Raw genomic sequence first — 26,505 nt, forward strand, 5'->3', positions numbered from 1 at the left:
CCTACTGAATAGAAGAACTCTGGCTAAGATCGCCGCGCCCTGCGGCATTGCTTGAGTAACCAACGTACTGTTGGACAATTACTCCTGCGGATGCCACAGATTGTGTTAAGGAGTCCGACGAGCATGCTTGCGCTGCAATATCTGGGCACAAGTACACGATGTCATAGTTGATAGGGAAATTTCAAGAAGGGAAAGTTCTTTATTATGAACTTTCCTTTCTTTTTCTGTTAAAAGTAATAAAAGGAGGGATTCGCTATTATGCAAGATGGCAAAATGAGAATGCACTTATTGTTGCAACAACTCGAGTTAACAGAGGATTCTTTCGTAAAGCATTTTGAAAATGCATCGATTACTAGATTTACCGTTCATAAAAAAATAAGACAATGGCATTTTCAAATTAATTTAACCGCTATTCTTCCAATCGAAGTTTTTACTATTTTGCAAACTCGCATACATGAAAAATTTTCAGGTATCGCAAGCGTATTACTGAAAATCCAATGTCAAAGCAATGAGGTCTCAGAACCTCTAATAAAAGAATATTGGACAAGTGTACTAAAAGAGTTAAGTGATATGGCACCTCCTCTTAAAGATTGTTTGCTTCAACAACAGCCAGAGTGGAATGGTCAAATGGTCCAATTAACGTGTGGACAAGAGCTACAACTACGAACTTTTAAAAAGAAATATGTAGAGCTGCTAGCCGATGTGTATGAAGGATTCGGTTTTCCAAGGATGGCCTTCGATTTTCGTTTAGTAGAAGATACACAGGCCTTAGCAGAAGCTCAAGTTGCCTTTTTAGAACAGCGACGATTAGAAGAAGAAGAGCTCGGCAAAAAAGCGTTAGATGATTTACAAAAGAGAGATCAAAAACGTCAAGAAAATGGAGATTCTGCGTTAGAGGGGCCATTCCAACTAGGTGTTCCGCTTAAGAAAGAAGAACCAATTATTGAAATACGCTCCATACAAGATGAAGAACGAAGAGTGACTATAGAAGGTTTTGTATTTGACGTGGAGGTAAAAGAGCTTAGAAGTGGACGTTCGCTTTTAACTGTGAAGCTTACAGATTATACAGATTCTATTCTTGTGAAAATGTTCTCTAGAGATAAAGAAGATGCACAGATGATGGAACGCCTGCAAAAGGGTATGTGGCTTAAAGTGAGAGGTTCCGTGCAAAATGATACATTTGTACGAGACCTAATTATCATGGCACAAGATATGGGTGAGATAAATCCAGTAGTTCGGTTGGATACAGCTAAAGAAAAACGAGTGGAATTACATATGCATAGTCCGATGAGTCAAATGGACGCAGTTTCTTCTGTCTCCGCACTTGTATCGCAAGCTGCAAAGTGGGGTCATAAAGCAATTGCCATTACGGATCATGCAAACGTTCAATCATTTCCGGAAGCATATGCTGCTGGAAAAAAGAATGGAATTAAAATTTTGTATGGCTTAGAAGCAAATCTTGTTCATGACGGTGTACCGATAGCTTATGATGAACAACATCTTTCACTAGAAGACGCTACGTATATTGTGTTTGATGTAGAGACAACAGGTTTGTCTGCAACGTATGACAAAATTATTGAGCTTGCTGCAGTGAAAATGCAAAATGGGAATATCATTGATAAATTTGAGCGATTTGTAAACCCACATCATGCGCTTTCTGCAACAACGATTGAATTAACTGGTATCACGGATGATATGGTTCGAAGTGCCCCAGAAATAGAAGATGTAATTAGAGATTTTTACGAATTTATTGGGGATGGAATAATTGTTGCGCATAATGCATCCTTCGATATGGGGTTTTTATATGAGGGTTACCGTAGATGTGGCATTGATCATTTTACCCACCCTGTTATTGATACATTAGAGCTTGCAAGATTCCTACATCCTGAGCTAAAAACGCATCGTCTGGGTTCCTTAGCTAAAAAGTTTAATATTGAGTTAACACAGGCTCACCGAGCTATCTTTGACTGTGAAGCAACTGGATATTTATTGCTTCATTTATTGAAAGAAGCTGAAGAGAAAGAGATTCAATTCCATGATGATTTTAATAAACATATAGGTCAAGGTGATTCGTATAAAAGAGCAAGACCATCGCACTGTACAATTTTAGCAGTAAATGAGGAAGGGCTTAAAAACTTATTTAAATTAGTATCCCTTTCACATATCAATACTTTTTATCGAGTACCTAGAATTAAAAGATCTGTATTGCAAAAGCATCGAGCAGGTTTAATTATCGGTTCTGGTTGTGATAAAGGGGAAGTTTTTGAAGGACTTATGCAAAAACCTCTTGAACAAGTAGAAGAAATTGCGAAGTTTTACGATTATTTAGAAATTCATCCGAAAGAAGTATACTCCCATTTACTTCAAATGGAGCTTGTTCGCGATGAGTGGAATCTAGAAGATATTATTCGTAAAATGATTAAATTAGGGAAAAAACTAAATCTTCCTGTAGCAGCAACTGGAAATGTACATTATTTACATGAAAATGATGCGATTTTTAGAAAGATTTTAGTGAATTCACAAGGTGGGGCAAATCCACTTAATCGACATGAACTACCGAAAGTGCATTTTCGAACGACGAATGAAATGCTAGATGCTTTTTCATTCTTAGGCGAAGATTTGGCTAAAGAGATAGTTGTGACGAACCCACAAAAGATCGCAGATTCGATAGAGGACATCAAACCAATTAAGGATGATTTATATACGCCAAAAATTGAAGGGGCAGATGAAGAAGTTCGATCGTTAACTTATTCAAAAGCGAAAGAAATTTACGGAGACGATCTTCCCGAAATTGTAGAAGCACGAATAGAAAAGGAATTAACTTCGATTATTGGACATGGATTCGCGGTTATTTACCTAATTTCACATAAACTAGTGAAAAAATCATTGGATGACGGATATTTAGTTGGATCCCGTGGGTCGGTAGGATCTTCATTAGTTGCAACTTTAACAGAAATAACAGAAGTAAACCCATTACCGCCTCATTATGTTTGTCCAAACTGTCAGCATTCGGAGTTTTTCCTAGACGGCTCTGTTGGTTCAGGTTTTGACTTGCCAAATAAAAACTGTGTGGAATGCGATACTCCTTATGTAAAAGAAGGACAAGATATACCGTTCGAAACTTTCCTTGGGTTTAAAGGGGATAAGGTTCCCGATATAGATTTAAACTTTAGTGGAGAGTATCAGCCAATCGCACATAACTATACGAAGGAGTTATTTGGTGAGGATTACGTGTTTAGAGCTGGTACAATCGGAACGGTTGCTGAGAAAACGGCTTATGGATATGTTCGAGGGTATACAAATGATAATAATTTAACGTTACGTGGAGCAGAAATAGATCGTTTAGTTCAAGGTTGTACTGGCGTTAAGCGAACAACAGGTCAACATCCAGGTGGAATCATTGTAGTTCCAGACTATATGGACATTTATGATTTCTCGCCTATTCAATTTCCTGCGGATGCTCAAGATTCGGAATGGAAAACTACCCATTTTGACTTCCACTCGATTCACGATAACTTATTAAAACTCGATATACTAGGCCACGATGATCCGACCGTTATTCGTATGCTGCAAGACTTATCTGGAATTGATCCAAAAACAATTCCGACAGACGATCCAGAAGTGATGAAAATATTTAGTGGAACGGAATCACTCGGTGTGACAGAAGAGCAAATTGATTGTAAAACTGGTACGTTAGGTATTCCAGAGTTTGGTACTCGGTTTGTTCGACAAATGTTAGAAGAAACAAAGCCATCTACTTTCTCTGAGCTTGTCCAAATCTCTGGACTTTCGCATGGGACAGATGTTTGGCTTGGTAATGCTCAAGAGTTGATTCAAGACGGAACATGTCAGCTTTCAGATGTTATCGGTTGTCGAGATGACATTATGGTTTATTTAATATATCAAGGTTTAGAGCCATCATTAGCATTTAAAATTATGGAATCTGTCCGTAAAGGAAAGGGATTATCACCAGAGTTTGAAGCAGAAATGAAATCTCAAGGTGTAGCAAATTGGTACATTGAGTCTTGTAAAAAAATCAAATACATGTTCCCGAAAGCGCATGCTGCTGCATACGTATTAATGGCAGTTCGTATTGCATATTTCAAGGTACATTTTCCAATACTATATTATGCGGCATATTTTACGGTCCGAGCGTCAGATTTTGATTTAATATCCATGATTAATGGATCTCAAACTATGAGAGCAAAATTAGGTGAAATCAATGCAAAAGGATTGGAAGTGTCAAATAAAGAGAAAAGCTTAGCAACTGTTTTAGAGATTGCACTTGAAATGTCAGAGCGTGGTATTAGAATGCAAAAAGTAGATCTGTACAAATCAAAAGCAAATGAGTTTACAATTGAAGGAGATACACTTATCCCACCTTTCGATGCCATCCCTGGTTTAGGAACAAACGTTGCCATACAAATTGTAAAAGCAAGACAAGATGGTGAATTTTTATCTAAGGAAGACCTCCAACAAAGAGGGAAAGTTTCGAAAACAATTATCGAGTATTTGGATCTTATGGGTTGTTTAGAAGGGCTTCCAGACGCTAATCAACTATCGTTGTTTTAGTATGGAATTTGCAAGAAAGCCAATGGTATGGTAATATAAAACTACCAATGTTTCATAGTTCTGTGACGAAAGAGTGGGATTTCCCGCTCTTTTCTGTTGTTATATAGAAAATCATTGTTGTGTAGGAGGCTTATATGAGTAATATTACTAGTAAAATTGAAGAGCTTGTAGTACCGATTTTACAAGAGTTGAACTTAGAGCTCGTAGATATCGAATACGTAAAAGAAGGTCGCGATTGGTTCTTGCGCATCTATATTGATACTCCAACTGGTCGTATAGATATTGAGCAATGTGCTCAAGTTAGTGAAAAACTAAGCGAAAAATTAGATGAAGTGGACCCAATAACGGATAACTACTTCTTAGAAGTTTCATCTCCTGGGGCTGAACGACCTCTGAAAAAAGATGCTGATTTCATTGCAGCAGTAGGGAAGTTTGTCTTCATTAAAACGTATGAGCCAGTAAAAGGCGCAAAAGAATTTGAAGGAACAATACTTTCTTATTCAGCTGAAGAAGGCGTATTAATTGAAGTACGTGTGAAAACAAGAAGAATAAAAATCCAAATCGAAAAAGAGAAAATTGCGCTTGCTCGTTTAGCAATCGATTTCTCTGCATAATGTATATTGAGGAGTGACAGCTGTGAGTAGTGATTTATTAGATGCGTTAACTGCGCTTGAGAAGCAAAAAGGAATTTCAAGAGATGTTTTAATAGATGCAATTGAAGCGGCATTAGTGACGGCATATAAAAGAAATTTTAACCAAGCCCAAAATGTTCGTGTAGATATTAACTTGGCAAATGGAACAATGCTTGTTTATTCTCGTAAAGATGTGGTTGAGGAAGTTGCGGATGATCGTTTACAAATCTCATTAGAAGATGCGCAAATGATTAATCCTCATTTTGTAATTGGTGATGTTGTAGAACAAGAAGTAACACCACGTAATTTTGGACGTATTGCTGCTCAAACTGCGAAACAAGTTGTTACACAACGTGTACGTGAAGCAGAGCGCGGTTTAATTTATGAAGAATATGTGGATCGTGAAGATGATATCGTAAATGGTATTGTAGAGCGTCTAGATGCACGTAATATTTACGTTGGTTTAGGTAAAGTCGAAGCAGTATTACCTGTGAATGAGCAAATCCAAACAGAAACGTTTCGTCCTCATGATCGTATAAAAGTGTATATTACAAAAGTTGAGCGCACAACACGCGGACCACAAGTTTTTGTATCAAGAACACATCCTGGATTACTTCGTCGTTTATTTGAAATGGAAGTTCCGGAAATTTTCGAGGGAATTGTTGAGATTAAATCAATTGCTCGTGAAGCAGGAGACCGCTCAAAAATTTCTGTATTTGCTCATAATGATGAAATAGATCCAGTAGGTTCTTGTGTTGGAGCAAAAGGTGCACGAGTTCAAACGATTGTGAATGAATTAAGTGGAGAAAAAATTGACATTGTAGAATGGTCAGAAGATCCAGTAATTTTCGTTGCAAATGCACTTAGCCCTTCTAAAGTGTTAGATGTACAAGTGAACGAAGAAGAAAAGTCTACTACAGTTGTCGTACCAGATTATCAACTTTCGCTTGCAATTGGTAAAAGAGGTCAAAATGCACGACTTGCTGCTAAATTAACTGGTTGGAAAATTGATATTAAAAGTGAGACAGATGCAAGAGAATTAGGAATTTACCCTAACGAAAATTCTCCTCAAGTGATTATCGAAAGCTTAGAAGATGAAATGGATGACTTTGATTTCTATAAAGACGAAGAGTAAGAATAAGCAAGGATGGTGAGCGTGTATGGCTATTCAAAAGAAAATTCCATTACGTAAATGTGTTGCTACTGGCGAAATGTTTCCCAAAAAAGAAATGATTCGTATTGTTCGCTCGAAAGAAGGAGAAGTGAGCGTGGATCTGACTGGCAAAAAATCTGGTCGTGGCGCTTACGTATCTAAAACGATCGAAGCAGTAAACCAAGCGAAAAAGAAAAATTCACTTGGCAATCATTTAGAAGCGTCCGTCCCAAGTGAAATATATGATGAATTAATCGTCATTATTGAAAGAGAAAAACTAAAATGACAATAGAGCAGCAAATTTTACAGTTACTTGGCCTTGCTACACGAGCAAGGAAAACTATTTCAGGCGAAGAGTTAGTCGTAAAAGAAATAAGAAGCCAGAAAGCTAAATTAGTACTTATTTCGACTGATGCTTCTAAAAATACATCAAAAAAAATTAATGATAAATGTGCATCTTTTAACGTTGAGCTGCATGTCTTTGGAGACCGGCACGATCTCGGACATGCGACGGGAAAAGAGGCCAGAGTGGCAATAGCCATTATGGATGACGGTTTCGCTAAAAAACTGTCCGGCCTTCTCAACGAATATAACCGGGGGTGAGCTAATGACTAAAATCAGAGTTCATGAATACGCGAAACAAATAGATAAATCTAGTAAAGAAGTTATTGAGCAATTAGGAAAACTAAACATTCAAGTGACGAATCATATGTCAACACTTGAGGGAGATGCCGTAACTAAATTGGATAGCGTCTATAAAAAATCAACAGAACAACCTAAAGCAACTACTCAAGGTCAATCAAGACCAACAAACCAAGGTCAATCAAGACCAACAAACCAAGGTCAATCAAGACCAACAAATCAAGGTCAGTCAAGACCAACAAATCAAGGTCAATCAAGACCAACGAACCAAGGTCAATCAAGACCAGCTGCTCAAAGCACTTCTCAAAGTACTACGCAAGGAACGAACAATCAATCAAAAGATAAAAAAACTTTTACTAATAACAATCGACCAGGTGGTCAAAATCGTCCAGGAGGACAAAATAGACCGGGTGGTCAAAATAGACCAGGCCAAAAATTCCAAAAGAGAAGAAAAGGACCAACAACACCTGTTCAACCTCCAGTACCAAGAAAAGAAAGAGAACTTCCTGCGAAAATTACATTTACAGAGTCATTAACTGTAACAGAGCTAGCGAAAAAACTTGGTCGCGAGCCAGCTGAAATTATTAAAAAACTGTTTTTACTTGGGGTAATGGCAACAATTAACCAAGTACTTGACAAGGATGCAATTGAGTTAATTTGTGCAGACTATGGAGTAGAAGTGGAAGAAGAAATCAAAATCGATATTACTGATTTAGAAGTTCATTTCGAGTCTACAGAAGAAGACAGCGCAAATACAACAGAACGTCCACCGGTTGTAACAATTATGGGACATGTTGACCACGGTAAAACAACACTTCTAGACTCTATACGTAACACAAAAGTTACGGCTGGAGAAGCAGGTGGTATTACACAACATATCGGTGCATACCAAATTGTAGACAATGGCAAAAAGATTACTTTCTTAGATACACCAGGACATGCTGCATTTACAACAATGCGTGCTCGTGGAGCTAAAGTTACGGATATTACTATTCTTGTTGTTGCTGCAGATGATGGAGTTATGCCACAAACTGTAGAAGCTATTAACCATGCGAAAGCTGCAGAGGTTCCAATCATTGTTGCAGTAAACAAAATGGATAAGCCAGCTGCAAATCCAGACCGTGTTATGCAAGAATTAACTGAACATGGATTAGTTTCAGAAGCTTGGGGCGGAGAAACAATTTTTGTTCCAATCTCAGCATTAAATGGCGATGGAATTGACAATCTTCTTGAAATGGTATTACTAGTATCAGAAGTTGCAGAGCTAAAAGCAAATCCAAAACGTCTTGCACTTGGAACAGTAATTGAAGCTCAACTGGATAAAGGTAGAGGATCAGTTGCAACACTATTAGTACAAGATGGTACACTTAAAGTAGGAGATCCAATTGTTGTAGGTCACGCATTTGGACGCGTACGAGCAATGGTAAATGACCTTGGTCGTCGTGTAAAAGAAGCGGGCCCATCTACTCCAGTAGAAATTACCGGATTAAATGAAGTACCACAAGCAGGAGATCGCTTTGTAGTATTTGAAGACGAAAAAACGGCACGTCAAGTTGGAGAATCTCGTGCTTCAGAAGCACAAGTTAGCCAACGCTCTGAAAAAGCTCGTGTTACATTAGACAATTTATTTGATCAAATGAAACAAGGAGAAATGAAAGAGTTAAACTTAATTGTTAAAGCAGATGTACAAGGTACTGTAGAGGCAATGGCAGCTTCATTAATGAAAATTGAAGTAGAAGGTGTAAATGTTCGAATCATTCACACTGGAGCAGGAGCAATTACAGAATCAGATATTAGCCTTGCAGCAGCATCAAACGCTATCGTAATTGGTTTTAATGTTCGTCCAGATACAAATGCAAAACGTGCAGCTGATCAAGAAGGCGTTGACATCCGTTTACACAGAGTTATTTATAAAGTAATCGAAGAAATTGAATCTGCGATGACAGGATTACTAGATCCTGAATTCCAAGAAAAAATTATCGGTCAAGCAGAAATTCGTGAAACATTTAAAGTTTCAAAAGTAGGAACAATTGCTGGTTCATACGTTACAGAAGGTAAGATTTCGAGAGATAGTGGTGTTCGTATTATCCGTGATTCCATCGTTATTTTTGAAGGCGAATTAGATACATTAAAACGTTTTAAAGATGACGCAAAAGAAGTAGCAAAAGGATACGAATGTGGTATTACGATTAAAAACTTCAATGATGTTAAAGAAGGCGACATCATCGAAGCCTACATTATGGAAGAAATCAAACGAAAATGATTGTATATGCAGAGTGTGAATTTTTGATTCCTACTGCACATTCATTGAAAGAAAAAAGAGCAGTTCTTCAACGAACGCTCTCTCGCACGAAACAAAAGTTCAATGTTTCTATTTCGGAAATTGATCACCAAGATGTATGGCAGCGGACGACTATTGGGATCGTATGTGTTGCTTCCCAAAAGGATGCTGCTGAACGAGAGCTTACACATGCCATCGGCCATTTAGAATCTTTTCCAGAATGGGAATGCATTGATATAAGAAAAGAACATTTATGATAGAAAATGAGGTGTAGCCATCATGTCGATGCGCGCTAACCGAGTTGCGGAACAAATGAAAAAAGAGTTAGGCGAAATTATAGGCCGAAAACTAAAGGATCCTAACATAGGTTTTGTCACTGTAACTGATGTGGCAGTAACTGGTGATCTTCAACAAGCGACTGTTTATATTACTGTCCTTAATGGAAATAATGGGTCTACTTTAAAAGCTTTGGAAAAAGCGAAAGGGTTTATTCGCTCTGAAATCAGTCAACGTATTAGATTACGTATTACGCCTGAACTACTATTTGAAATTGATGAATCTGCAGCTTATGGAAATCGTATAGATAATTTATTAAGACAGATTAATAAACCATCTGAGGAATAAAAACAAACAAAGGAGTCTGCTTACTTAATCGAGCAGACTTTTTTGTTGTATATAATGAATATAGAGGTGAATGAAATGTATGAAGGTATACTTCCATTATGGAAAGAAAAAGGGATGACTTCCCATGACTGCATTTTTAAATTACGCAAAATATTAAAAATGAAACGAATCGGACATACAGGCACGCTAGATCCAAATGTGGAAGGAGTACTGCCTATCTGCTTAGGGCAGGCCACCAAAGTATCCGAGTATATTATGAATGAGGGTAAGTCATACGTTGCGACTGTCTCCATCGGAACCTCGACAACAACAGAAGATGCTGATGGAGAGGTTGTAAACCAAAATGATACAAATAAAAGCTTTTCGAGACAACAAATCTTGGATGTGCTCAAACAACTAACTGGAGAGATAACTCAAACTCCACCGATGTACTCAGCTGTGAAAGTAAACGGTAAAAAGTTATATGAATATGCAAGAGAAGGAAAAGAAGTAGAGCGTCCAAGTAGAATTGTGACAATTTACAACTTAGATTTACTAGACGAAGCCACTTTTTTTACAGGTGAAAATGTTACTTTTTCTATTGAAATTGGTTGTAGTAAAGGTACATATATTCGTACACTTGCAGTGCAAATTGGTGAGTTGCTCGGTTTTCCGGCGCATATGTCCTCTTTAGTTCGAACTGCTTCAGGAAACTTTACAAAAGAACAATGTTTAACATTGGCTGAAGTGCAAAATGCAGTTGAAAACGGCCTGTTAAAAGAAACTATATTACCTTTAAAACATGCTCTTGCAAGTTGGCCGTCCATAGAGATAGTAGACGAAACAAGAAAGAGTATAACTAATGGTCAAGTGGTAGAAAGAGATCCTTTACTGGAAACTAATGAGAAAATCATTTATACAATAGATTCCAATCCTTTTGCTGTTTATATTAACCATCCGACAAAAAGTGGTATGATGAAACTAGAAAAAATGTTTGCAACTGAAAAAGGAGAATAGTATGGACGTACATCACTTATCTTACCCAAATCATTTATATAAAAATGAAAGAAATGAAGCATATTCTTTAGCAATAGGCTTCTTTGATGGAGTGCATTCGGGACATCAAGCAGTGATCCAAGAAGCAGTAGATAAAGGAAGAGAGCTAAATGTGAAAACAGCGGTGATGACATTTGATCCTCATCCATCCTTAGTTCTTGGAGGTAGAAAAGAGCAAGTATTTTATATTACACCACTGGAACAAAAAATAGAGCTATTAAAAGAGTTACAAGTGGATGCTGTATTTGTCGTACGATTTACTTCTGATTTTGCAAAATTAACACCTGCACAGTTTATAGAGGCTTTTATTAAGAATGCAAATGTGAAGCATGTAACTGCAGGATTTGATTTTACATTCGGAGCATTTGGAAAAGGGACATTAGAACATATGGCTCAGCTCTCAGAAGGGAAATATACCGTTTCTGTTGTTGGAAAACAGGAGCTTACTGGGGAGAAAATAAGTTCTACTAGAATAAGAGCAGAACTAAAAGTTGGGAATATGGAAAAAGTAAAAGAATTATTAGGTCGTCCTTTTATGTTATCTGGTGTTGTTGTACACGGGGATAAAAGAGGTAGGACAATCGATTTTCCTACTGCAAATGTTCAACTCAAGGAAGGACAATTTACGCCAGCAACTGGTGTATATGCCGTTAAGATTCGTATACAAGAAAAGTGGCATGATGGAGTTTGTAATGTTGGTTTTAAGCCAACCTTTAATAATCCGGATGAGAAAAAGCTTTCCATTGAAGTACATATTTTTCATTTTGATCAATCCATTTATGGGGAGGAAGTAATCGTTCATTGGTACAAGCGTATTCGCTCCGAACAGAAATTTAATGGTATTGATGAATTGAAAGCACAAATTGGAAAAGACAAATTAGTCGCAATCGACTATTTCAAAAACAATATAGTATAATTATTCCGTAGACTTCAGCTCCTGAGCTTTTCTAATAAGATTAATTAGTTGCTTCACGACTGGCAATATGATACTCTATATAAGTACAAGACTGTACTTAACCTTTCCTTGGCTTTTTCGATTCTCCAACGATTGCTCAGGAATAGGGGATATTAAGAATTATTAGGAGGAAACCAACATGGCAATTACAAAAGAACGTAAAAATGAACTAATCGCTGAGTTCAGAACTCACGAAAGCGATACTGGATCTGCTGATATTCAAATCGCAGTTCTTACAGAAGAGATCAACTCTTTAAACGAACATTTACGTACACACAAAAAAGATCATCACTCACGTCGTGGTCTATTTAAAATGGTTGGACGTCGCCGTAACTTATTAAAATACTTACGTGAAAACGAAGTACAACGTTACCGTGAGCTAATCGCAAAACTTGGTTTACGTCGATAAGATACCACCTAGGAAAGCGGGATTTATCCCGCTTTTTCTATTGGGTCTATTAAAAATAAAAGTGTTTTTACATTTATTGATTAGTCTTTAGGTGCTAATCGCTCGAGTTTGAATGCCAATTTATGAATCAGGCTGGCGAGTGACTTGCACTTTTTTATAAAATCTTTCGCATAGTTTCGTTATTTTTGATACACTACTTATGATACATACACCCTTTATATACCCTTTTTTAAAGGAGTTTTTGAAGTTGAGAGGAGTCCAGATTAAATGAGTGAAAAGAAAGTATTTACGTACGAATGGGCAGGTCGTCCGTTGCAAGTAGAAATTGGACAACTTGCAAAACAAGCGAATGGCGCAGTATTAGTAAGATATGGTGATACAAGTGTATTATCTGTAGCAACTGCTTCGAAGAATCCAAAGAACTTAGACTTTTTCCCTTTAACAGTTAATTATGAAGAAAAATTATATGCTGTTGGTAAAATTCCAGGTGGATTTATTAAACGTGAGGGACGTCCTTCTGAGAGAGCGATATTAACTAGCCGTTTAATTGACCGTCCAATTCGTCCACTATTTCCAGACGGATTCCGTAACGAGGTTCAAGTAATTTCCATCGTTATGTCTGTAGACCAAAACTGTTCATCTGAGATGGCTGCAATGTTAGGCTCTTCTCTAGCACTTAGCGTGTCGGACATTCCTTTTGATGGACCGATTGCTGGAGTTCAGGTTGGTTTAATTGGTGATGAGTTTATCATAAATCCAACGGTTGAACAAATGGAGAAAAGTATTTTAGATCTTACTGTAGCTGGAACAAAAGATGCAATCAACATGGTAGAAGCAGGAGCAAAAGAAGTTTCTGAAGAAGTTGTGTTAGAAGCAATTATGTTTGGTCATAGTGAAATCGTTAAACTAATTGAATTCCAAGAAAAAGTTGTTGCTGAAATTGGAAAAGAGAAGAAAGAAATTGCTCTTTTTGAATTAGATAAAGAACTTTTTGCAGAAGTAAAAGATCTTTGTGAAGCAAAACTGGTACAAGCTATTCAAGTGCAAGAAAAGCATGCTCGTGAAGATGCAATTAGTGAAGTTAAAACAGAAGTTTTAGCGCAATATACAGAAAAAGAAGCAACAGAAGAAACATTAAAACAAGTTCGTGAAATTTTGGATGCTATGGTTAAAGACGAAGTTCGTCGTTTAATCACAGATGATAAAATTCGTCCGGATGGTCGTGGTGTAGCTGAAATTCGTCCTCTTTCTTCTGAAGTTGGCATTTTGCCTAGAACACATGGTTCTGGATTATTTACACGAGGTCAAACACAAGCATTAAGTATTTGTACATTAGGGCCCCTTGGCGATGTTCAAATTATTGATGGTATTGGATTAGAAGAATCGAAACGCTTTATGCATCATTACAACTTCCCTCAATTCAGCGTAGGGGAAACTGGACCAATTCGTGCTCCAGGTCGTCGTGAAATTGGACATGGTGCATTAGGGGAACGCGCTCTTGAAGCAGTTATTCCAGATGAAAATGATTTCCCATATACACTTCGTTTAGTAGCGGAAGTATTAGAATCAAATGGTTCTACTTCTCAGGCAAGTATTTGCGCATCAACTCTTGCAATGATGGATGCTGGTGTGCCTCTTAAAGCACCGGTTGCAGGTATTGCAATGGGTCTTGTGAAAAAAGGCGACAACTATACGATTTTAACAGATATTCAAGGAATGGAAGATCACCTTGGAGATATGGACTTTAAAGTAGCTGGTACATCTAAAGGGATCACAGCACTTCAAATGGATATCAAAATTGACGGGCTATCTAAAACCATTTTAGAAGAAGCACTTGAACAAGCTAAAATTGGACGTATGCAAATTTTAGAAAGCATGCTTGCAACAATTTCAGAACCTCGTGAGAAATTGTCTGCTTATGCACCGAAAATTGTTGTGATCAAAATTAATCCGGACAAAATCCGTGATGTTATCGGACCAGGCGGGAAACAAATTAATAAAATCATTGATGAAACTGGTGTAAAAATTGATACAGAGCAAGATGGTACAATTTACATTGCTTCAGCAGATGAAGTGATGATCGCTCGTGCAAAAGAAATTATCGAAAACATTGTTCGTGTTGCACAAGTTGGTGAATACTATCTAGGGAAAGTAAAACGAATTGAAAAGTTCGGTGCTTTCGTAGAAATTTTCACAGGAAAAGACGGATTACTGCATATTTCAGAAATTCAAGAAGAACGTACGAAAAATGTAGAAGATGTGCTTAAAATTGGTGATGAACTTTTAGTAAAAGTTATTGAAATTGACAATCAAGGTCGCGTAAACTTATCTCGTAAAGTGGTATTAAAAGAGGAAAAAGAACGCGAAGAACAAAAAGAACAAAAAGAACAATAATTAAGAAAAGCGGAAGCGCCTATGTCAGCCTCGATAGGCAAATAGGGAATAGCGAGGAGGCAGCTCCAAGCCACCACAGCTATTACACATTTGACCCCGAGGGGAAAGGCGCTAAAGTCTAGACATATAATAAGTAGAAAAGTTATACTTTTTAAACAAAAAAGGTTGATCGTAGACAAGTATCTACGGCAACCTTTTTAATTGGGTGAATAGAATAAATAGGGGTGCTAATTTGATAAAGAAAACAACTTGTAAGAACGGACTTCGTATAGTCTCTGAGCATATTCCTCATGTGCGTTCAGTTGCGGTAGGAATCTGGGTGCAAGCAGGCTCTAGATACGAGCTTCCTGAAGAAAATGGATTAACGCATTTTATAGAGCATATGTTATTTAAAGGAACGGCTACGAGAACTGCAAGACAAATAGCAGAAGAATTTGATCGCATTGGCGGAAATATTAATGCTTTTACATCGAAAGAAAACACTTGTTATTATGCCAAAGTACTGGATCACCATGCAAAATACGCAGTAGAAATACTTGCAGATATGTTCTTTCATTCTTTATTTGACCCAATTGAAATAGACAAAGAGAGACAAGTGGTTTTGGAAGAAATTAATATGGTAGAAGATACACCGGATGACATCGTTCATGAGTACTTATGGAGAGCAATGTTTGAAAATGATCCTTTAGGTTCTCCTATTTTAGGAACGGAAGAGACATTGAACAGCTTTACAAGAGAATCGATCTTATCATATATGGAAAAACACTATACACCAGAAAATGTAGTGATATCTGTTGCTGGTAATATTCCAGAGGAATTTTCAGATTATATTGAATCGTTATTTGGACAGTTTGACCAAAAGGAATCAAAAGCACTAGCTATTACAACTCCAACACTTAAGCCAGTTTACACAGAAAATTATAGAGAGACAGAGCAAGCACATATTTGTTTAGCGTATCCTAGTTTAAGTGTGAAGGCTGATAATATTTATAGTCTGGTTGTTTTAAATAATATTTTAGGTGGAAGCATGTCGTCTAGACTGTTCCAAGAAATTAGAGAAGATAAGGGCCTTGCTTACAGCATTTACTCGTATCACTCCGCTTATGAAGATACTGGTGTACTTACAATTTATGGAGGTACCTCTAGTAATCAATTAGATGAATTGAAGACATCCATTTCTGAAACAATTAAAGCGATTGTGAATAATGGATTTACTGAGACAGAAATTGCAAACGCAAAAGAACAGCTAAAAGGTAATTTATTGTTAGGTTTAGAAAGTTCAAATGCACGAATGAGTAGAAATGGAAAAAATGAGTTGTTATATGGTAAGCATCGCTCATTGGATGAAGTAAGTGAAACAATCGATGAAGTAACGCTAGATTCTGTTATGGAGCTAGCAAAAGAAATTTTTTCTTATGAACCAGCCATATCCGTTATAATGCCTAAAAACGTCAATATTGATTGACGTTTTTTTATATGCTTTTTTAATTCACTTTGTTCTGCAAAATGGCATATACATAAATAGAAAAGAACAAGGAGGGGAAAGATTGTTACTTTCGGAGCTTGCAGAAAAAGAGCTTATTCAAGTAAAAGATGGTGCAAGGTACGGTAAATTAGCAGATACTGAGTTACTTTTTAACCCACAGACGGGAAAAATAGAAGGTTTTGAAGTGTTTCAAAAGACAGCTTCCTTTTTCCAGTCAAGCAAAGCGAATAAGAAAAAAGAATTCATTTCATGGGATGAAATAATTCTTATCGGTAAAGATCGAATTTTATTTAATGAAACAGATTCATCTAGTGAATCTAGTGCATATTCGTGAAGAAAAAGTGTGCAATAATTGGTACGGACGCCCGCTTGAGTCATGTTCAAACAGAAGTTTCTGGAGAATTACATGCAAAATTATTTCCTACGATGGTTTGGAATGATGCATTAAATAATGCAATCAATGATTTTCAGCCACAAATTATATTCATGCCAATACAAACTTTAATATTGGAAATTCCTTTTGCTTTACCAAAGTCTTGTGAAGTGATATTCATTGGTAAAAAACATGAAGACATAGAGAGAGAATTAGAACAAGGTAATACACATGTCGTATATTATTTAGAAGACGAAGAGTGGATTTGGGATAATGCAAATCTTACTGCTGAAGGATTTATTAATTATTTTTATTTAAATGAAAAACAATCCATTTACAATAAACAATTTATCATTACTGGTTATGGGAGAGTTGGAAAAAGACTAGCATTTGCACTTCATCATTTAGGTGCAAAAGTAATTATTTCAGTTCGATCGAATCATCAATTATTTGAAGCAAAAAGCTATGGATTTCAAATTGAAACATTAGAAAATATGCTTAAAAGGCAGAAAGATCCATCGATGTATTTGATTAATACGATACCATCCAAATGGCTTGATAATTCAAAAGTTGCATATTTTAAACAGGTCTTTGATCTTGCTTCGAATCCCGGCTGTCTATTAAATTCAGAAACAGATATTCCTGGTAATTATGCTCTCTCTACAAGTTTACCAGGTATGTATTTTCCGCAAGATGCAGGTTATTTAATTGCCAGATTGATTCAAACACAACTGGCTTTCTTAGAGGAGGAAAAATAGTGTTAAACGGTCTTCGTATTGGTCTTGGGATAACCGCTTCTCATTGTACGTATGAGGAAGTTATCCCAATGATTAGACAATTTACTAATATTGGTGCAATTGTTGTACCAATCATTACTTACTCTGTTCTAACAGCAGCAACTCGATTTGGAACAGGAGAAGAATGGATAGAAAAGATTGAAAATGCAAGTGGAAGTAAAGTAGTGTCAAAAATAGTAGAAGCGGAACCATTTGGACCGACTAATCCGCTTGATTGTATGGTTATTGCTCCGATGACTGGAAATTCAATTAGTAAGCTAGCAAATGCTCAAACCGATTCTCCTGTTTTAATGGCTGCTAAAGCAACATTACGTAACGGAAAGCCAGTTGTACTTGGAATTTCAACGAACGATGCACTTGGACTTAACGGTATGAATATCATGAAGCTCCTATCCACAAAAAATATTTATTTTATCCCCTTTGGTCAAGACAATCCTCATAAAAAACCAAACTCGCTAATCGCTGATTTCTCTAAAATTGTACCTACTGTTGAATATGCAATTCAATCGAAACAATTGCAACCTTTACTCATAAATTATCAATTATAAATATTAAAGAAGATGTATTTTCATGTATATTATGATATAATATCGCAAATATGTTTTGATTAGAGAGGAGAGCTTTTGATGTCACAAAAGTATGTAGTAGCAGTAGTAGGAGCGACAGGGGCTGTCGGCCAAAAGATCATTGAAAAATTAGTAGAGAGAAGCTTTCCATATTCCACTTTAAAGTTATTAGCTTCTAAGAGATCTGCGGGTAAACAAGAGGAGATAAATGGTTTTACGTATACAATTGAAGAAGCAACTCCAGAGGCTTTTGAAGGAGTTGACATAGCATTTTTCTCGGCAGGTGGCTCCATTTCGAAAGCATTGGCAAAAGAAGCGAGTGGTAGAGGTGCCATTGTAATCGATAATACGAGTGCATTTCGAATGGATAAAGATATTCCTCTTGTCGTACCGGAAGTGAATAAGCAAGCATTACACGGGCAAACAGGGATTATTGCTAACCCTAATTGTTCAACTATTCAGATGGTTTGCGCACTTGAGCCAATTAGAGAGCAATTTGGTTTAAGTAAGGTCATTGTATCCACATACCAGGCAGTGTCAGGTGCTGGAGCAGCTGCTATTAACGAGTTAACTACACAAAGTGAAAGAATTAGTGAGAAACTACCAAATCCAGAAATCTTGCCAGTTAAAAGTGCCGAAAAGCATTATCCAATTGCAGGGAATGTAATCCCACAAATTGATGTATTTACGGAAGATGGATTTACATTTGAAGAGCTTAAGATGATGAATGAAACGAAAAAAATTATGTCTCTACCTGAACTTGCAATTGCTGCAACTTGCGTGCGGGTGCCTGTTGTAACTGGCCATTCTGAATCTGTATATATAGAAGTAGAAAAAGATGATGTAACAGTGGATGAGTTAAAGCAATTACTCGCTACTACTAAAGGTATTACCTTGCAAGATTCTCCTGATCAACAGCTATACCCAATGCCATTTTTTGCAGAGGATAAAGATGATGTCTTCGTAGGCAGAATCAGAAAAGATCCTTCCAACAAAAATGGCTTCCATATGTGGATTGTTTCTGACAATCTATTAAAAGGAGCGGCTCTTAACTCAATTCAAATTGCAGAAGCATTAATTGAGGAAGGCATTTTAAGTTAATCCAGGACTGATTTTTGCAACGAGCTTTGCGCAGTAGCGACTGTTTTCTATGTAGCTGAAGAAAGAAAAGCATTAGTCCTCCTTTTTTATTGGGGAGAAAATTGCAACATCTGTATACAATTCAGTGAGATTAAAACCCCTGCTGAATACCATAGAACTCTGGCTAAGTTCGCTTGTCCTGCGGCAAAGCCAGAGTAACTAACATCCTGATGGCCCTGAGCCCTCTTCGGAAGTTTGGAAGCAAATGCGCCAAGGCGAATTTGATAAGAGGTGTAATCAGATGAACATTGGACATATTTCAACAGCTATGGTTACTCCGTTTCAAGAAGACGGATCCATTGATTATAGTGCAACTGAAAGATTGATAGAGCATTTACTTTCGACTGGAACTGAATCACTTGTGGTATGTGGAACGACTGGGGAATCTCCTACTTTATCAACAACTGAAAAGTTAAATTTTATTGAATTTGTTGTAAAAAAAGTGAATAATAGAGTTCCAATCATTGCGGGAACAGGAAGTAATAATACTGCGGCATCCATTGATTTATCACAAAGAGCAGAAGCGCTTGGAGTAGACGCGTTAATGATTGTTACGCCATATTACAACAAGCCAAATCAACGTGGTATGATTGCCCACTATGAGGCAATTGCAACAGCAACTACTTTACCAATTGTTGTCTACAATATTCCTGGTCGCTCGGTTGTAAATTTAGAACCAGATTCGATTGTTGCATTAAGTAAGATACCGTCGATTCAACTTGTTAAAGAAGCAAGTGGTAGCTTGGATCAAATGACCAAAATATTGGCAGAAACGAAAAATGAACTACTTGTGTATAGTGGCGATGATTCCTTAACTTTGCCATTACTTGCTGTCGGCGGATCAGGTATTATTTCCGTTGCATCGCACGTAATTGGGAAGGATATGCAGGAAATGATTCAAGCCTTTCATGCAGGAAATCATCTAAAAGCTGCTAAAATTCACCAAAATATTTTACCTGTCATTAAAGGATTATTTAAGCATCCAAATCCTGTGGTAGTGAAATATGCACTTTCGAAAATTGGTTTAGAGGTTGGTTCGTTAAGACTTCCGCTCGTAGAAATGACAAAAGAAGAAAAAATAGAATTTGATACTATTTGGAATGAATACCAGAGTACTTGAAAACCAAATAGTTTTCATTAAAGGGCTGAAGAATTCAATCTTCAGCTTTTTTTATTTGTGCGAATCGATGACGTTCGATATAATAAAAAATAGTGGATGTTGGTCGGGTTAATAATAGGAGGAAATAAATTGGTAAAAGTAAAAAATGAACTTATTCGAATTATCCCACTCGGTGGAGTTGGTGAAGTCGGAAAAGCAATGTATGTAGTAGAAATAGATGAAGAAATATTTGTTGTAGATAGTGGACTGATGTTCCCTGAAAATGAAATGCTTGGTATTGATATAGTTATTCCAGATATTACGTATTTAGAAGAAAATAAGGATCGTGTAAAAGGAATATTTTTAACGCACGGACATGAAGATGCTATTGGGTCTATTGCGTATTTACTACAAAAAGTCCAAGCACCAGTTTATGGTTCTAAGTTGACAATTGCATTAGCTAAAACACACTTAAAAGCAATGCCTACAAAACAATCTGTTAAATATTTTGAAGTAACAAATAAAAGCCGAATGAATTTCCAAAGTACTCATGTGACGTTTTTCCACACAACACATAGTATTCCAGATTCATTAGGGATAGTATTCCATACTTCAGAAGGTGCAGTTGTGCATACGGGAGAATTTAAGTTCGACCAATCGGCAAGAGGAAAATATCGTCCAGATATCGCTAAAATTGCTGGATTGGGAGAAGATGGTGTTTTCATTCTTTTATCTGATTCTACAGAGGCGGAAAGACCAGGTTATACGACATCAGAAGCAGTAATTGAAAACCAATTATCAGAAACATTCCACGCTGCAAAAGGTCGTATACTAGTGTCTTTATATGCTTCTAATTTTATTCGAATTCAACAAGTGTTTGACAAGGCAGCAGAAACTGGCAAAAAAGTTGCAATTGCAGGAAAAAGCTTGGAGAATATTTTTGAAATTGGATTAGATCTAGGGTATTTTACTATTCAAGAAGACACAATTATCCCAATTAAAGAAATTTCGAAGTACCCAGATGAAAATATTGTTGTCATAGTATCTGGTAACCAAGGAGAACCATTAGAAGCGTTAGAAAAAATGGTTCGGAAACACCATAAAGACATTCGAATTAAAAATACGGATACTGTATTAATTACCTTTACACCTTCTCCAGGTATGGAAGTTAGTATGTATCAAACAATGAACCAAATTGCAAAAGCTGGGGCTAAAGTTTTAACATCTAGTAAAAATGTTCATGTTTCAGGACATGGTAGCCAAGAAGACTTGAAAATGATGTTAAACTTAACTCGACCAAAATATTTTATCCCTATTCAAGGGGAGTATCGTATGTTAATGGCTCACTCCAAACTAGCTCAAGATATTGGTATGACAAAATCGGACATTTTTATTGCTGATAAAGGAGATATCGTCGAATATAAAAATGGTAAAGTTAGAATGAGTGGAAGAGTACAGGCCGGAAATGTGCTAATTGATGGTATTGGTGTAGGTGACGTAGGAAATATTGTTCTTCGAGATCGTAAACTCCTTTCACAGGATGGTATTTTTATTGTTGTTATTACGTTAAATCGTGCACAAAAGAAAATTGCATCAGGTCCTGAAATTCTTTCCAGAGGATTTGTTTATGTAAGAGAATCAGAGGAACTAATGGACGAATCTGCTAAGTTAGTTCGAACAATTGTTGAAAAATATGTGAATAAAGAAACGTTTGAATGGACAAACATTAAACAAGAAATCCGCGATACGCTAAATTCATATTTATTCCAACAAACAAAAAGACGTCCAATGATCATTCCGATTATTATGGAATATTAATATGAATAAAGGATTTCCTTTCCGAATGTGGAAGGAAATCCTTTTTATCTATTTACTCTGTTAAACGATCATTTTTTTATCTGTCGAAAATATATTCTTCTAAAAATTAACAGCCTAATTTAACACAAAATATCTATTAGGAAGTAGGTGAAACGATTGGCAACAAGAAAAAAAAAGAAACCAGTAAAAAAAGTTAGTAAGAAGTCTTTACACCCATTAATGTATGAAATTATTGGTTTACTTGTTATAGGAATTGCTATTATTTCTTTTTTTGAATACGGGCTTGTAGGAGAAACATTTGCTTATATAGGCTATTTTTTATTTGGTAATTGGCATATTGCCATTCCATTTATGCTAGTTGTTTATGCTCTTATCATTATGATTAAACAAACTTTCCCTACTTGGAATAATCGCTTTATATTAGGAAGTGCTTTTATTTTAGGTAGTTTATTATTATTTAGTCATTTAGCTCTATTTCAGCAATTATTTGAAGGGAAAGCGTTAATGACTAATTCTGTTTTACGAGAAAGCTATAGAGTCCTAGTAGAGAGTGGTGGGATTACAGATAGAACGAGTTCTCTCGGTGGAGGGATTATTGGGGCAATTTTATTTGCGTCGTTTCATGTTCTATTTGATTCCAGTGGGGCAAAAGTTGCTGGCTCGTTAATGTTACTCATCGGTCTTGTTTTATGGACAGGGAAAGCGCTAGTTCCTTATTTAGTGGAGGTATCTCCGAAAATAAGAGAAAATTTCAAAAATAGACCCAGAAAAGTGAAGAAGAAACCAGTTGAATCCGAGAGAGTATCTAGAAGAAAGAGAAAAGAAAGTACACAAGAAGAAGCAGTCACGGTTCATGATTTTAAACCAGTGGAAGTGGAAGAGGTAGAACAAGTAAACGTAGTAACCGCTCCAATTATTTCCGCTTTTACCGAAAGAATCTCCAAAAAAGAAGAACCTATGGAATTGACTGAGCCGCTAGAAATTAATATGGATGCAGATGAGTTGGAAAACAAGGATTACAAATTACCTGGGCTTTCGTTATTAGACTCACCAGAGCATAGTGACCAAAGTGGAGAATTGAATGCCATTCAAGCGAATGCGAAAAAACTGGAGCAAACATTTCTTAGTTTTGGAGTAAAGGCTAAAGTAACAGAAGTTCATTTAGGTCCTGCTGTGACCAAATATGAAGTTCTTCCAGATGTGGGAGTTAAAGTAAGTCGTATTGTCAGTTTACATGATGATTTAGCTTTGGCTCTAGCTGCAAGAGATATTCGAATTGAAGCACCGATACCAGGTAAGTCTGCTATAGGGATAGAAGTCCCAAATAAAGAAGTAGCTATAGTGAGTTTACGTGAAGTGCTGGAATCAGAAGAAAATAATAAACCCAATTTAAAACTATTAATTGGATTTGGACGAGATGTAACAGGACAGGCAGTTCTAGCACAGTTGAATAAAATGCCTCACTTACTTGTTGCAGGTTCAACAGGTAGTGGGAAAAGTGTATGTATCAACGGGATCATTACGAGTATTATGATGCGTGCGAAGCCGCATGAAGTGAAAATGATGATGATTGATCCGAAAATGGTGGAGTTAAATGTATATAATGGTATTCCTCATTTACTAGCACCAGTTGTAACGGACCCACGAAAAGCATCGCAAGCTTTGAAGAAAATTGTCTCTGAAATGGAACGTAGATATGATTTGTTCTCCCATACGGGAACACGTAATATGGAAGGCTATAATGAACATATTGATAAGTGGAATGAAGAAAATGAGGAGAAACATCCAAAGCTTCCTTATATTGTCGTTATTGTAGATGAACTAGCTGACTTAATGATGGTTGCTTCTAGTGACGTAGAAGACTCAATCACGCGTTTAGCACAAATGGCTCGTGCGGCAGGTATTCATTTAATCATTGCAACACAAAGACCGAGTGTAGATGTGATTACCGGAATTATTAAAGCGAATATTCCATCTAGAATTGCCTTTGCCGTATCTTCTTCTATTGACTCGCGTACCATATTAGATATGGGGGGAGCGGAAAAGTTACTTGGTCGAGGAGATATGTTATTTTTACCAGCTGGAAGTTCTAAACCAGTACGAGTACAAGGAGCATATCTGTCTGATGCCGAAGTAGAAAGAATAGTGGATTTTGTCATTGAACAACAAAAAGCCAACTATCAAGAAGAGATGATTCCAGATGAAGTAGAAGCAACGCAGGAACAATTAGACCGAGATGAACTGTATGACGATGCTGTCCAATTAGTAACTGATATGCAAACGGCATCTGTTTCCTTACTGCAACGTCGCTTCAGAATTGGCTATTCGAGAGCTGCAAGAATTATTGATCAGTTAGAGATGAGTGGAGTTGTAGGACCTTATGAGGGAAGTAAACCTCGACAAGTATTGATTTCAAAACACGATCTAGACCAAGACACATTATGACATTAATCGCTAAATAGTATGACACAATTAAGTAATGATATGACAAAATAATTACAACTGTATAAAGATTGAGTAAATTAATTCGAAAAAAAGTATTTATTTCAATCTTTATTAATGGTATAGTATGACTGATTAGTAGGAAAGTTTTACATCGGAGGTCTGATCTCTTCAAAATGGTGGTGTTGTAATGACAATAAAAGTAGACCAGCGACCTTTATATTTACAAGTGATTGATCGTATTAAGCAAGACATTGCAAATGGTATATTCAAAGAAAAGGAAAAACTTCCTTCAGAATTTGAGTTAGCTAAGTCACTAGGAGTAAGTCGTGCAACGTTAAGAGAAGCTCTTCGATTATTGGAAGAAGAAAATGTGATTGTCAGAAGACATGGAGTAGGAACCTTTGTTAATACAAAGCCTGTTTTCACATCTGGAATCGAGCACCTTTCTAGTATTTCGTCTATGATTCGAGCCGCTGGAATGGAGCCAGGAACTATTTATTTGAGTTCCATGCAATCGCTTCCATGTGAAGAAGACATTAACCGCTTTCATTGTAGAGAAGAACAATCGATTATTTCAATTGAACGCGTCCGGACTGCAAATGGTGAACCAGTTGTCTATTGTGTCGATAAAGTTCCGAAAAACTACTTACCAAATGATTTTCTCATAAGAGAAGAAGGTTCAATCTTTACTGCTTTGGAGGAATCTGGAGACATACGAGTGTCACATGCGGTAGCGTTCATTGATCCAGTGGGATACCATGAAATTGCTTCGCCGACTTTGAACTGTGAACCAGAAACTTCTTTGCTTGTTTTAAAACAACTTCACTATGATGAGAATGATCGCGTGGTTTTGTATTCGAAAAATTATTTTCGAGCGGATAAATTTAGCTTTCATGTTGTTCGGAAAAGGGTGTAAAATGTTTTAAATTCCTGCTAATAAAGAAAATTAATGGAGGTTTTCATTTTGACGAAACGTAAATTTGGATTAGGTTTGTCGCTTGTATTAGCTGCTGGTACTATTCTTGGTGCTTGTGGTACAAATGACGAGGAAAAAACATCTACAGGTTCAAAAGATGCTGGTACTTCAGAAGCGAAAGATTTCTCTATCGCAATGGTAACGGACGTTGGAGGAATTGATGACAAATCATTCAACCAATCAGGTTGGGAAGGTATCCAAGCTTTTGGTAAAGAACATGGTCTTGAAAAAGGCGACGGTGGATACGATTACCTTCAATCAACTGGAGACGCTGACTATGTGACAAACTTAAACAACTTAGTACGTCGTGACTTCGACGTAATTTATGGTGTTGGTTTCTTAATGGAAAAACCAATTGGTGAAATTGCTGACCAACGTAAAGATTCTAATTTTGTAATCATTGACGGAATTGTAGAAAAAGAAAATGTTGCTTCTGTTATGTTCAAAGAGCAAGAAGGTTCATTCCTAGCTGGTGTTGCAGCAGCCTTAATGTCAGAATCAAAAAAAATTGGTTTCGTTGGTGGGATGGAAATTCCAGTTATCGAGCGCTTTGAGGCAGGATTCGTAGAAGGTGTTAAAGCTGTAGATCCAAGTATCGTAGTTGATAGACAATACACAGGTAAATTTGACGATGCAGCTCTTGGAAAAACAACTGCTAACCGTATGTACTCTTCAGGCGTAGATATTATTTTCCACGCAGCTGGTGGTACTGGTAATGGTGTGTTTGCAGAAGCTAAAGAACGTAAAACAAAAGATGCAAACGCGAACGTATGGGTAATCGGAGTTGACTCTGATCAATACGAAGAAGGCGCTGTTGGTGATACAAACGTAACACTTACTTCTATGTTAAAACGTGTAGACACTGCAGTTCAAAGCATTGCAAACGAAGCACTGGAAGGAAACTTCCCAGGTGGTAAAACAACTACTTACGGTTTAGCTGAAGGTGGAGTTGCTCTTGCTGACTCACGTGGAGCTATTCCAGAAGACGTTCTAGCGAAAATTAAAGAATTCTCTGATAAAATTGCTGCTGGAGAAATTGTTGTTCCTGAAACTGTAGAATAAATTTGTATTAGACATCATAAAGACCGATTTATTTCGGTCTTTATGA

The 26,505-nt window shown here is 36.8% G+C and carries 22 protein-coding genes; all 22 read left to right on the forward strand.

Translation table 11 applies throughout. The features are described from left to right. The first annotated feature begins 258 nt into the window (after positions 1-258). The 22 genes from MHB48_RS06615 to MHB48_RS06720 all read left to right on the forward strand — a co-directional run bounded on the left by MHB48_RS06615 (position 259) and on the right by MHB48_RS06720 (position 26,459). The gene (locus MHB48_RS06615; RefSeq protein WP_342600718.1) at positions 259-4,572 is read left to right on the forward strand and encodes a PolC-type DNA polymerase III; all 4,314 of its coding nucleotides are present in this window, start codon (positions 259-261) and stop codon (positions 4,570-4,572) included. 134 nt (positions 4,573-4,706) lie between these two features. Then, on the forward strand, positions 4,707-5,186 hold the full coding sequence (gene rimP, locus MHB48_RS06620; protein ID WP_342600719.1) for a ribosome maturation factor RimP: 480 nt from the start codon (positions 4,707-4,709) through the stop codon (positions 5,184-5,186). Positions 5,187-5,208: 22 nt separating this feature from the next. Continuing rightward, positions 5,209-6,339, forward strand: coding sequence for a transcription termination factor NusA (nusA, locus tag MHB48_RS06625; RefSeq protein WP_342600720.1), 1,131 nt, complete (start codon positions 5,209-5,211; stop codon positions 6,337-6,339). A gap of 25 nt (positions 6,340-6,364) precedes the next feature. Continuing rightward, positions 6,365-6,643: a YlxR family protein gene (locus MHB48_RS06630; protein WP_340919208.1), complete on the forward strand. Its 279-nt coding sequence runs from the start codon at positions 6,365-6,367 to the stop codon at positions 6,641-6,643. Then, positions 6,640-6,960, forward strand: a complete 321-nt coding sequence (locus MHB48_RS06635) for a YlxQ family RNA-binding protein (RefSeq protein ID WP_342600721.1) — start codon at positions 6,640-6,642, stop codon at positions 6,958-6,960. The genes MHB48_RS06630 and MHB48_RS06635 overlap by 4 nt, the downstream gene beginning before the upstream one ends. A gap of 4 nt (positions 6,961-6,964) precedes the next feature. Further along, a complete protein-coding gene (gene infB, locus MHB48_RS06640) occupies positions 6,965-9,262 on the forward strand; it encodes a translation initiation factor IF-2 (protein ID WP_342600722.1) in 2,298 nt (765 codons plus the stop codon). Continuing rightward, positions 9,259-9,537, forward strand: coding sequence for a DUF503 domain-containing protein (locus MHB48_RS06645; RefSeq protein ID WP_342600723.1), 279 nt, complete (start codon positions 9,259-9,261; stop codon positions 9,535-9,537). The genes infB and MHB48_RS06645 overlap by 4 nt, the downstream gene beginning before the upstream one ends. Positions 9,538-9,559: 22 nt before the next feature. Then, positions 9,560-9,904 (forward strand): 30S ribosome-binding factor RbfA, encoded by a 345-nt coding sequence (gene rbfA, locus MHB48_RS06650; protein ID WP_340919220.1) that lies wholly within the window; start codon positions 9,560-9,562, stop codon positions 9,902-9,904. A gap of 75 nt (positions 9,905-9,979) precedes the next feature. Further along, the gene (gene truB / locus MHB48_RS06655; RefSeq protein WP_342600724.1) at positions 9,980-10,900 is read left to right on the forward strand and encodes a tRNA pseudouridine(55) synthase TruB; all 921 of its coding nucleotides are present in this window, start codon (positions 9,980-9,982) and stop codon (positions 10,898-10,900) included. Between the two features lies 1 nt (position 10,901). After that, the gene (ribF, locus tag MHB48_RS06660) at positions 10,902-11,855 is read left to right on the forward strand and encodes a riboflavin biosynthesis protein RibF (protein WP_342600725.1); all 954 of its coding nucleotides are present in this window, start codon (positions 10,902-10,904) and stop codon (positions 11,853-11,855) included. Positions 11,856-12,033: 178 nt separating this feature from the next. Continuing rightward, positions 12,034-12,303 (forward strand): 30S ribosomal protein S15, encoded by a 270-nt coding sequence (gene rpsO, locus MHB48_RS06665; RefSeq protein ID WP_093263058.1) that lies wholly within the window; start codon positions 12,034-12,036, stop codon positions 12,301-12,303. 267 nt (positions 12,304-12,570) lie between these two features. Continuing rightward, positions 12,571-14,697, forward strand: coding sequence for a polyribonucleotide nucleotidyltransferase (gene pnp / locus MHB48_RS06670; RefSeq protein WP_342600726.1), 2,127 nt, complete (start codon positions 12,571-12,573; stop codon positions 14,695-14,697). Between the two features lie 232 nt (positions 14,698-14,929). Further along, a complete protein-coding gene (locus MHB48_RS06675) occupies positions 14,930-16,162 on the forward strand; it encodes a pitrilysin family protein (RefSeq protein WP_342600727.1) in 1,233 nt (410 codons plus the stop codon). An 82-nt stretch (positions 16,163-16,244) separates the two neighbouring features. After that, a complete protein-coding gene (locus tag MHB48_RS06680) occupies positions 16,245-16,517 on the forward strand; it encodes a YlmC/YmxH family sporulation protein (RefSeq protein WP_342600728.1) in 273 nt (90 codons plus the stop codon). 35 nt (positions 16,518-16,552) lie between these two features. Further along, complete coding sequence (locus MHB48_RS06685) at positions 16,553-17,314, forward strand: NAD(P)-dependent oxidoreductase (RefSeq protein WP_342600729.1); 762 nt, start codon at positions 16,553-16,555, stop codon at positions 17,312-17,314. Then, the gene (locus MHB48_RS06690) at positions 17,314-17,901 is read left to right on the forward strand and encodes a dipicolinate synthase subunit B (RefSeq protein ID WP_342600730.1); all 588 of its coding nucleotides are present in this window, start codon (positions 17,314-17,316) and stop codon (positions 17,899-17,901) included. The genes MHB48_RS06685 and MHB48_RS06690 overlap by 1 nt, the downstream gene beginning before the upstream one ends. A 78-nt stretch (positions 17,902-17,979) precedes the next feature. Beyond that, the gene (locus MHB48_RS06695; protein WP_342600731.1) at positions 17,980-19,020 is read left to right on the forward strand and encodes an aspartate-semialdehyde dehydrogenase; all 1,041 of its coding nucleotides are present in this window, start codon (positions 17,980-17,982) and stop codon (positions 19,018-19,020) included. A gap of 280 nt (positions 19,021-19,300) precedes the next feature. After that, a complete protein-coding gene (dapA, locus tag MHB48_RS06700; RefSeq protein WP_342600732.1) occupies positions 19,301-20,179 on the forward strand; it encodes a 4-hydroxy-tetrahydrodipicolinate synthase in 879 nt (292 codons plus the stop codon). Positions 20,180-20,308: 129 nt separating this feature from the next. Continuing rightward, positions 20,309-21,976, forward strand: a complete 1,668-nt coding sequence (locus MHB48_RS06705) for a ribonuclease J (RefSeq protein WP_342600733.1) — start codon at positions 20,309-20,311, stop codon at positions 21,974-21,976. 219 nt (positions 21,977-22,195) lie between these two features. Next, positions 22,196-24,421: a DNA translocase FtsK gene (locus MHB48_RS06710; protein ID WP_342601316.1), complete on the forward strand. Its 2,226-nt coding sequence runs from the start codon at positions 22,196-22,198 to the stop codon at positions 24,419-24,421. A gap of 187 nt (positions 24,422-24,608) precedes the next feature. Continuing rightward, on the forward strand, positions 24,609-25,337 hold the full coding sequence (locus tag MHB48_RS06715) for a GntR family transcriptional regulator (RefSeq protein ID WP_342600734.1): 729 nt from the start codon (positions 24,609-24,611) through the stop codon (positions 25,335-25,337). 48 nt (positions 25,338-25,385) lie between these two features. Continuing rightward, positions 25,386-26,459 carry a BMP family protein gene (locus tag MHB48_RS06720; RefSeq protein WP_342600735.1) on the forward strand — a complete coding sequence of 358 codons (1,074 nt, stop codon included), beginning with the start codon at positions 25,386-25,388 and terminating at the stop codon, positions 26,457-26,459. Positions 26,460-26,505: the final 46 nt, after the last annotated feature.

This window comes from Psychrobacillus sp. FSL H8-0483 (assembly GCF_038637725.1).
In the GTDB taxonomy this organism is placed as follows: Bacteria; Bacillota; Bacilli; order Bacillales_A; family Planococcaceae; genus Psychrobacillus.

Bases quoted from the DNA above. Each gene is read 5' to 3' on its own strand.
- MHB48_RS06615 (WP_342600718.1), top strand. From the start codon at position 259: ATGCAAGATGGCAAAATGAGAATGCACTTATTGTTGCAACAACTCGAG.
- rimP (WP_342600719.1), top strand. From the start codon at position 4,707: ATGAGTAATATTACTAGTAAAATTGAAGAGCTTGTAGTACCGATTTTA.
- MHB48_RS06630 (WP_340919208.1), top strand. From the start codon at position 6,365: ATGGCTATTCAAAAGAAAATTCCATTACGTAAATGTGTTGCTACTGGC.
- MHB48_RS06635 (WP_342600721.1), top strand. From the start codon at position 6,640: ATGACAATAGAGCAGCAAATTTTACAGTTACTTGGCCTTGCTACACGA.
- infB (WP_342600722.1), top strand. From the start codon at position 6,965: ATGACTAAAATCAGAGTTCATGAATACGCGAAACAAATAGATAAATCT.
- MHB48_RS06645 (WP_342600723.1), top strand. From the start codon at position 9,259: ATGATTGTATATGCAGAGTGTGAATTTTTGATTCCTACTGCACATTCA.
- rbfA (WP_340919220.1), top strand. From the start codon at position 9,560: ATGTCGATGCGCGCTAACCGAGTTGCGGAACAAATGAAAAAAGAGTTA.
- truB (WP_342600724.1), top strand. From the start codon at position 9,980: ATGTATGAAGGTATACTTCCATTATGGAAAGAAAAAGGGATGACTTCC.
- ribF (WP_342600725.1), top strand. From the start codon at position 10,902: ATGGACGTACATCACTTATCTTACCCAAATCATTTATATAAAAATGAA.
- rpsO (WP_093263058.1), top strand. From the start codon at position 12,034: ATGGCAATTACAAAAGAACGTAAAAATGAACTAATCGCTGAGTTCAGA.
- pnp (WP_342600726.1), top strand. From the start codon at position 12,571: ATGAGTGAAAAGAAAGTATTTACGTACGAATGGGCAGGTCGTCCGTTG.
- MHB48_RS06695 (WP_342600731.1), top strand. From the start codon at position 17,980: ATGTCACAAAAGTATGTAGTAGCAGTAGTAGGAGCGACAGGGGCTGTC.
- dapA (WP_342600732.1), top strand. From the start codon at position 19,301: ATGAACATTGGACATATTTCAACAGCTATGGTTACTCCGTTTCAAGAA.
- MHB48_RS06710 (WP_342601316.1), top strand. From the start codon at position 22,196: ATGTATGAAATTATTGGTTTACTTGTTATAGGAATTGCTATTATTTCT.
- MHB48_RS06715 (WP_342600734.1), top strand. From the start codon at position 24,609: ATGACAATAAAAGTAGACCAGCGACCTTTATATTTACAAGTGATTGAT.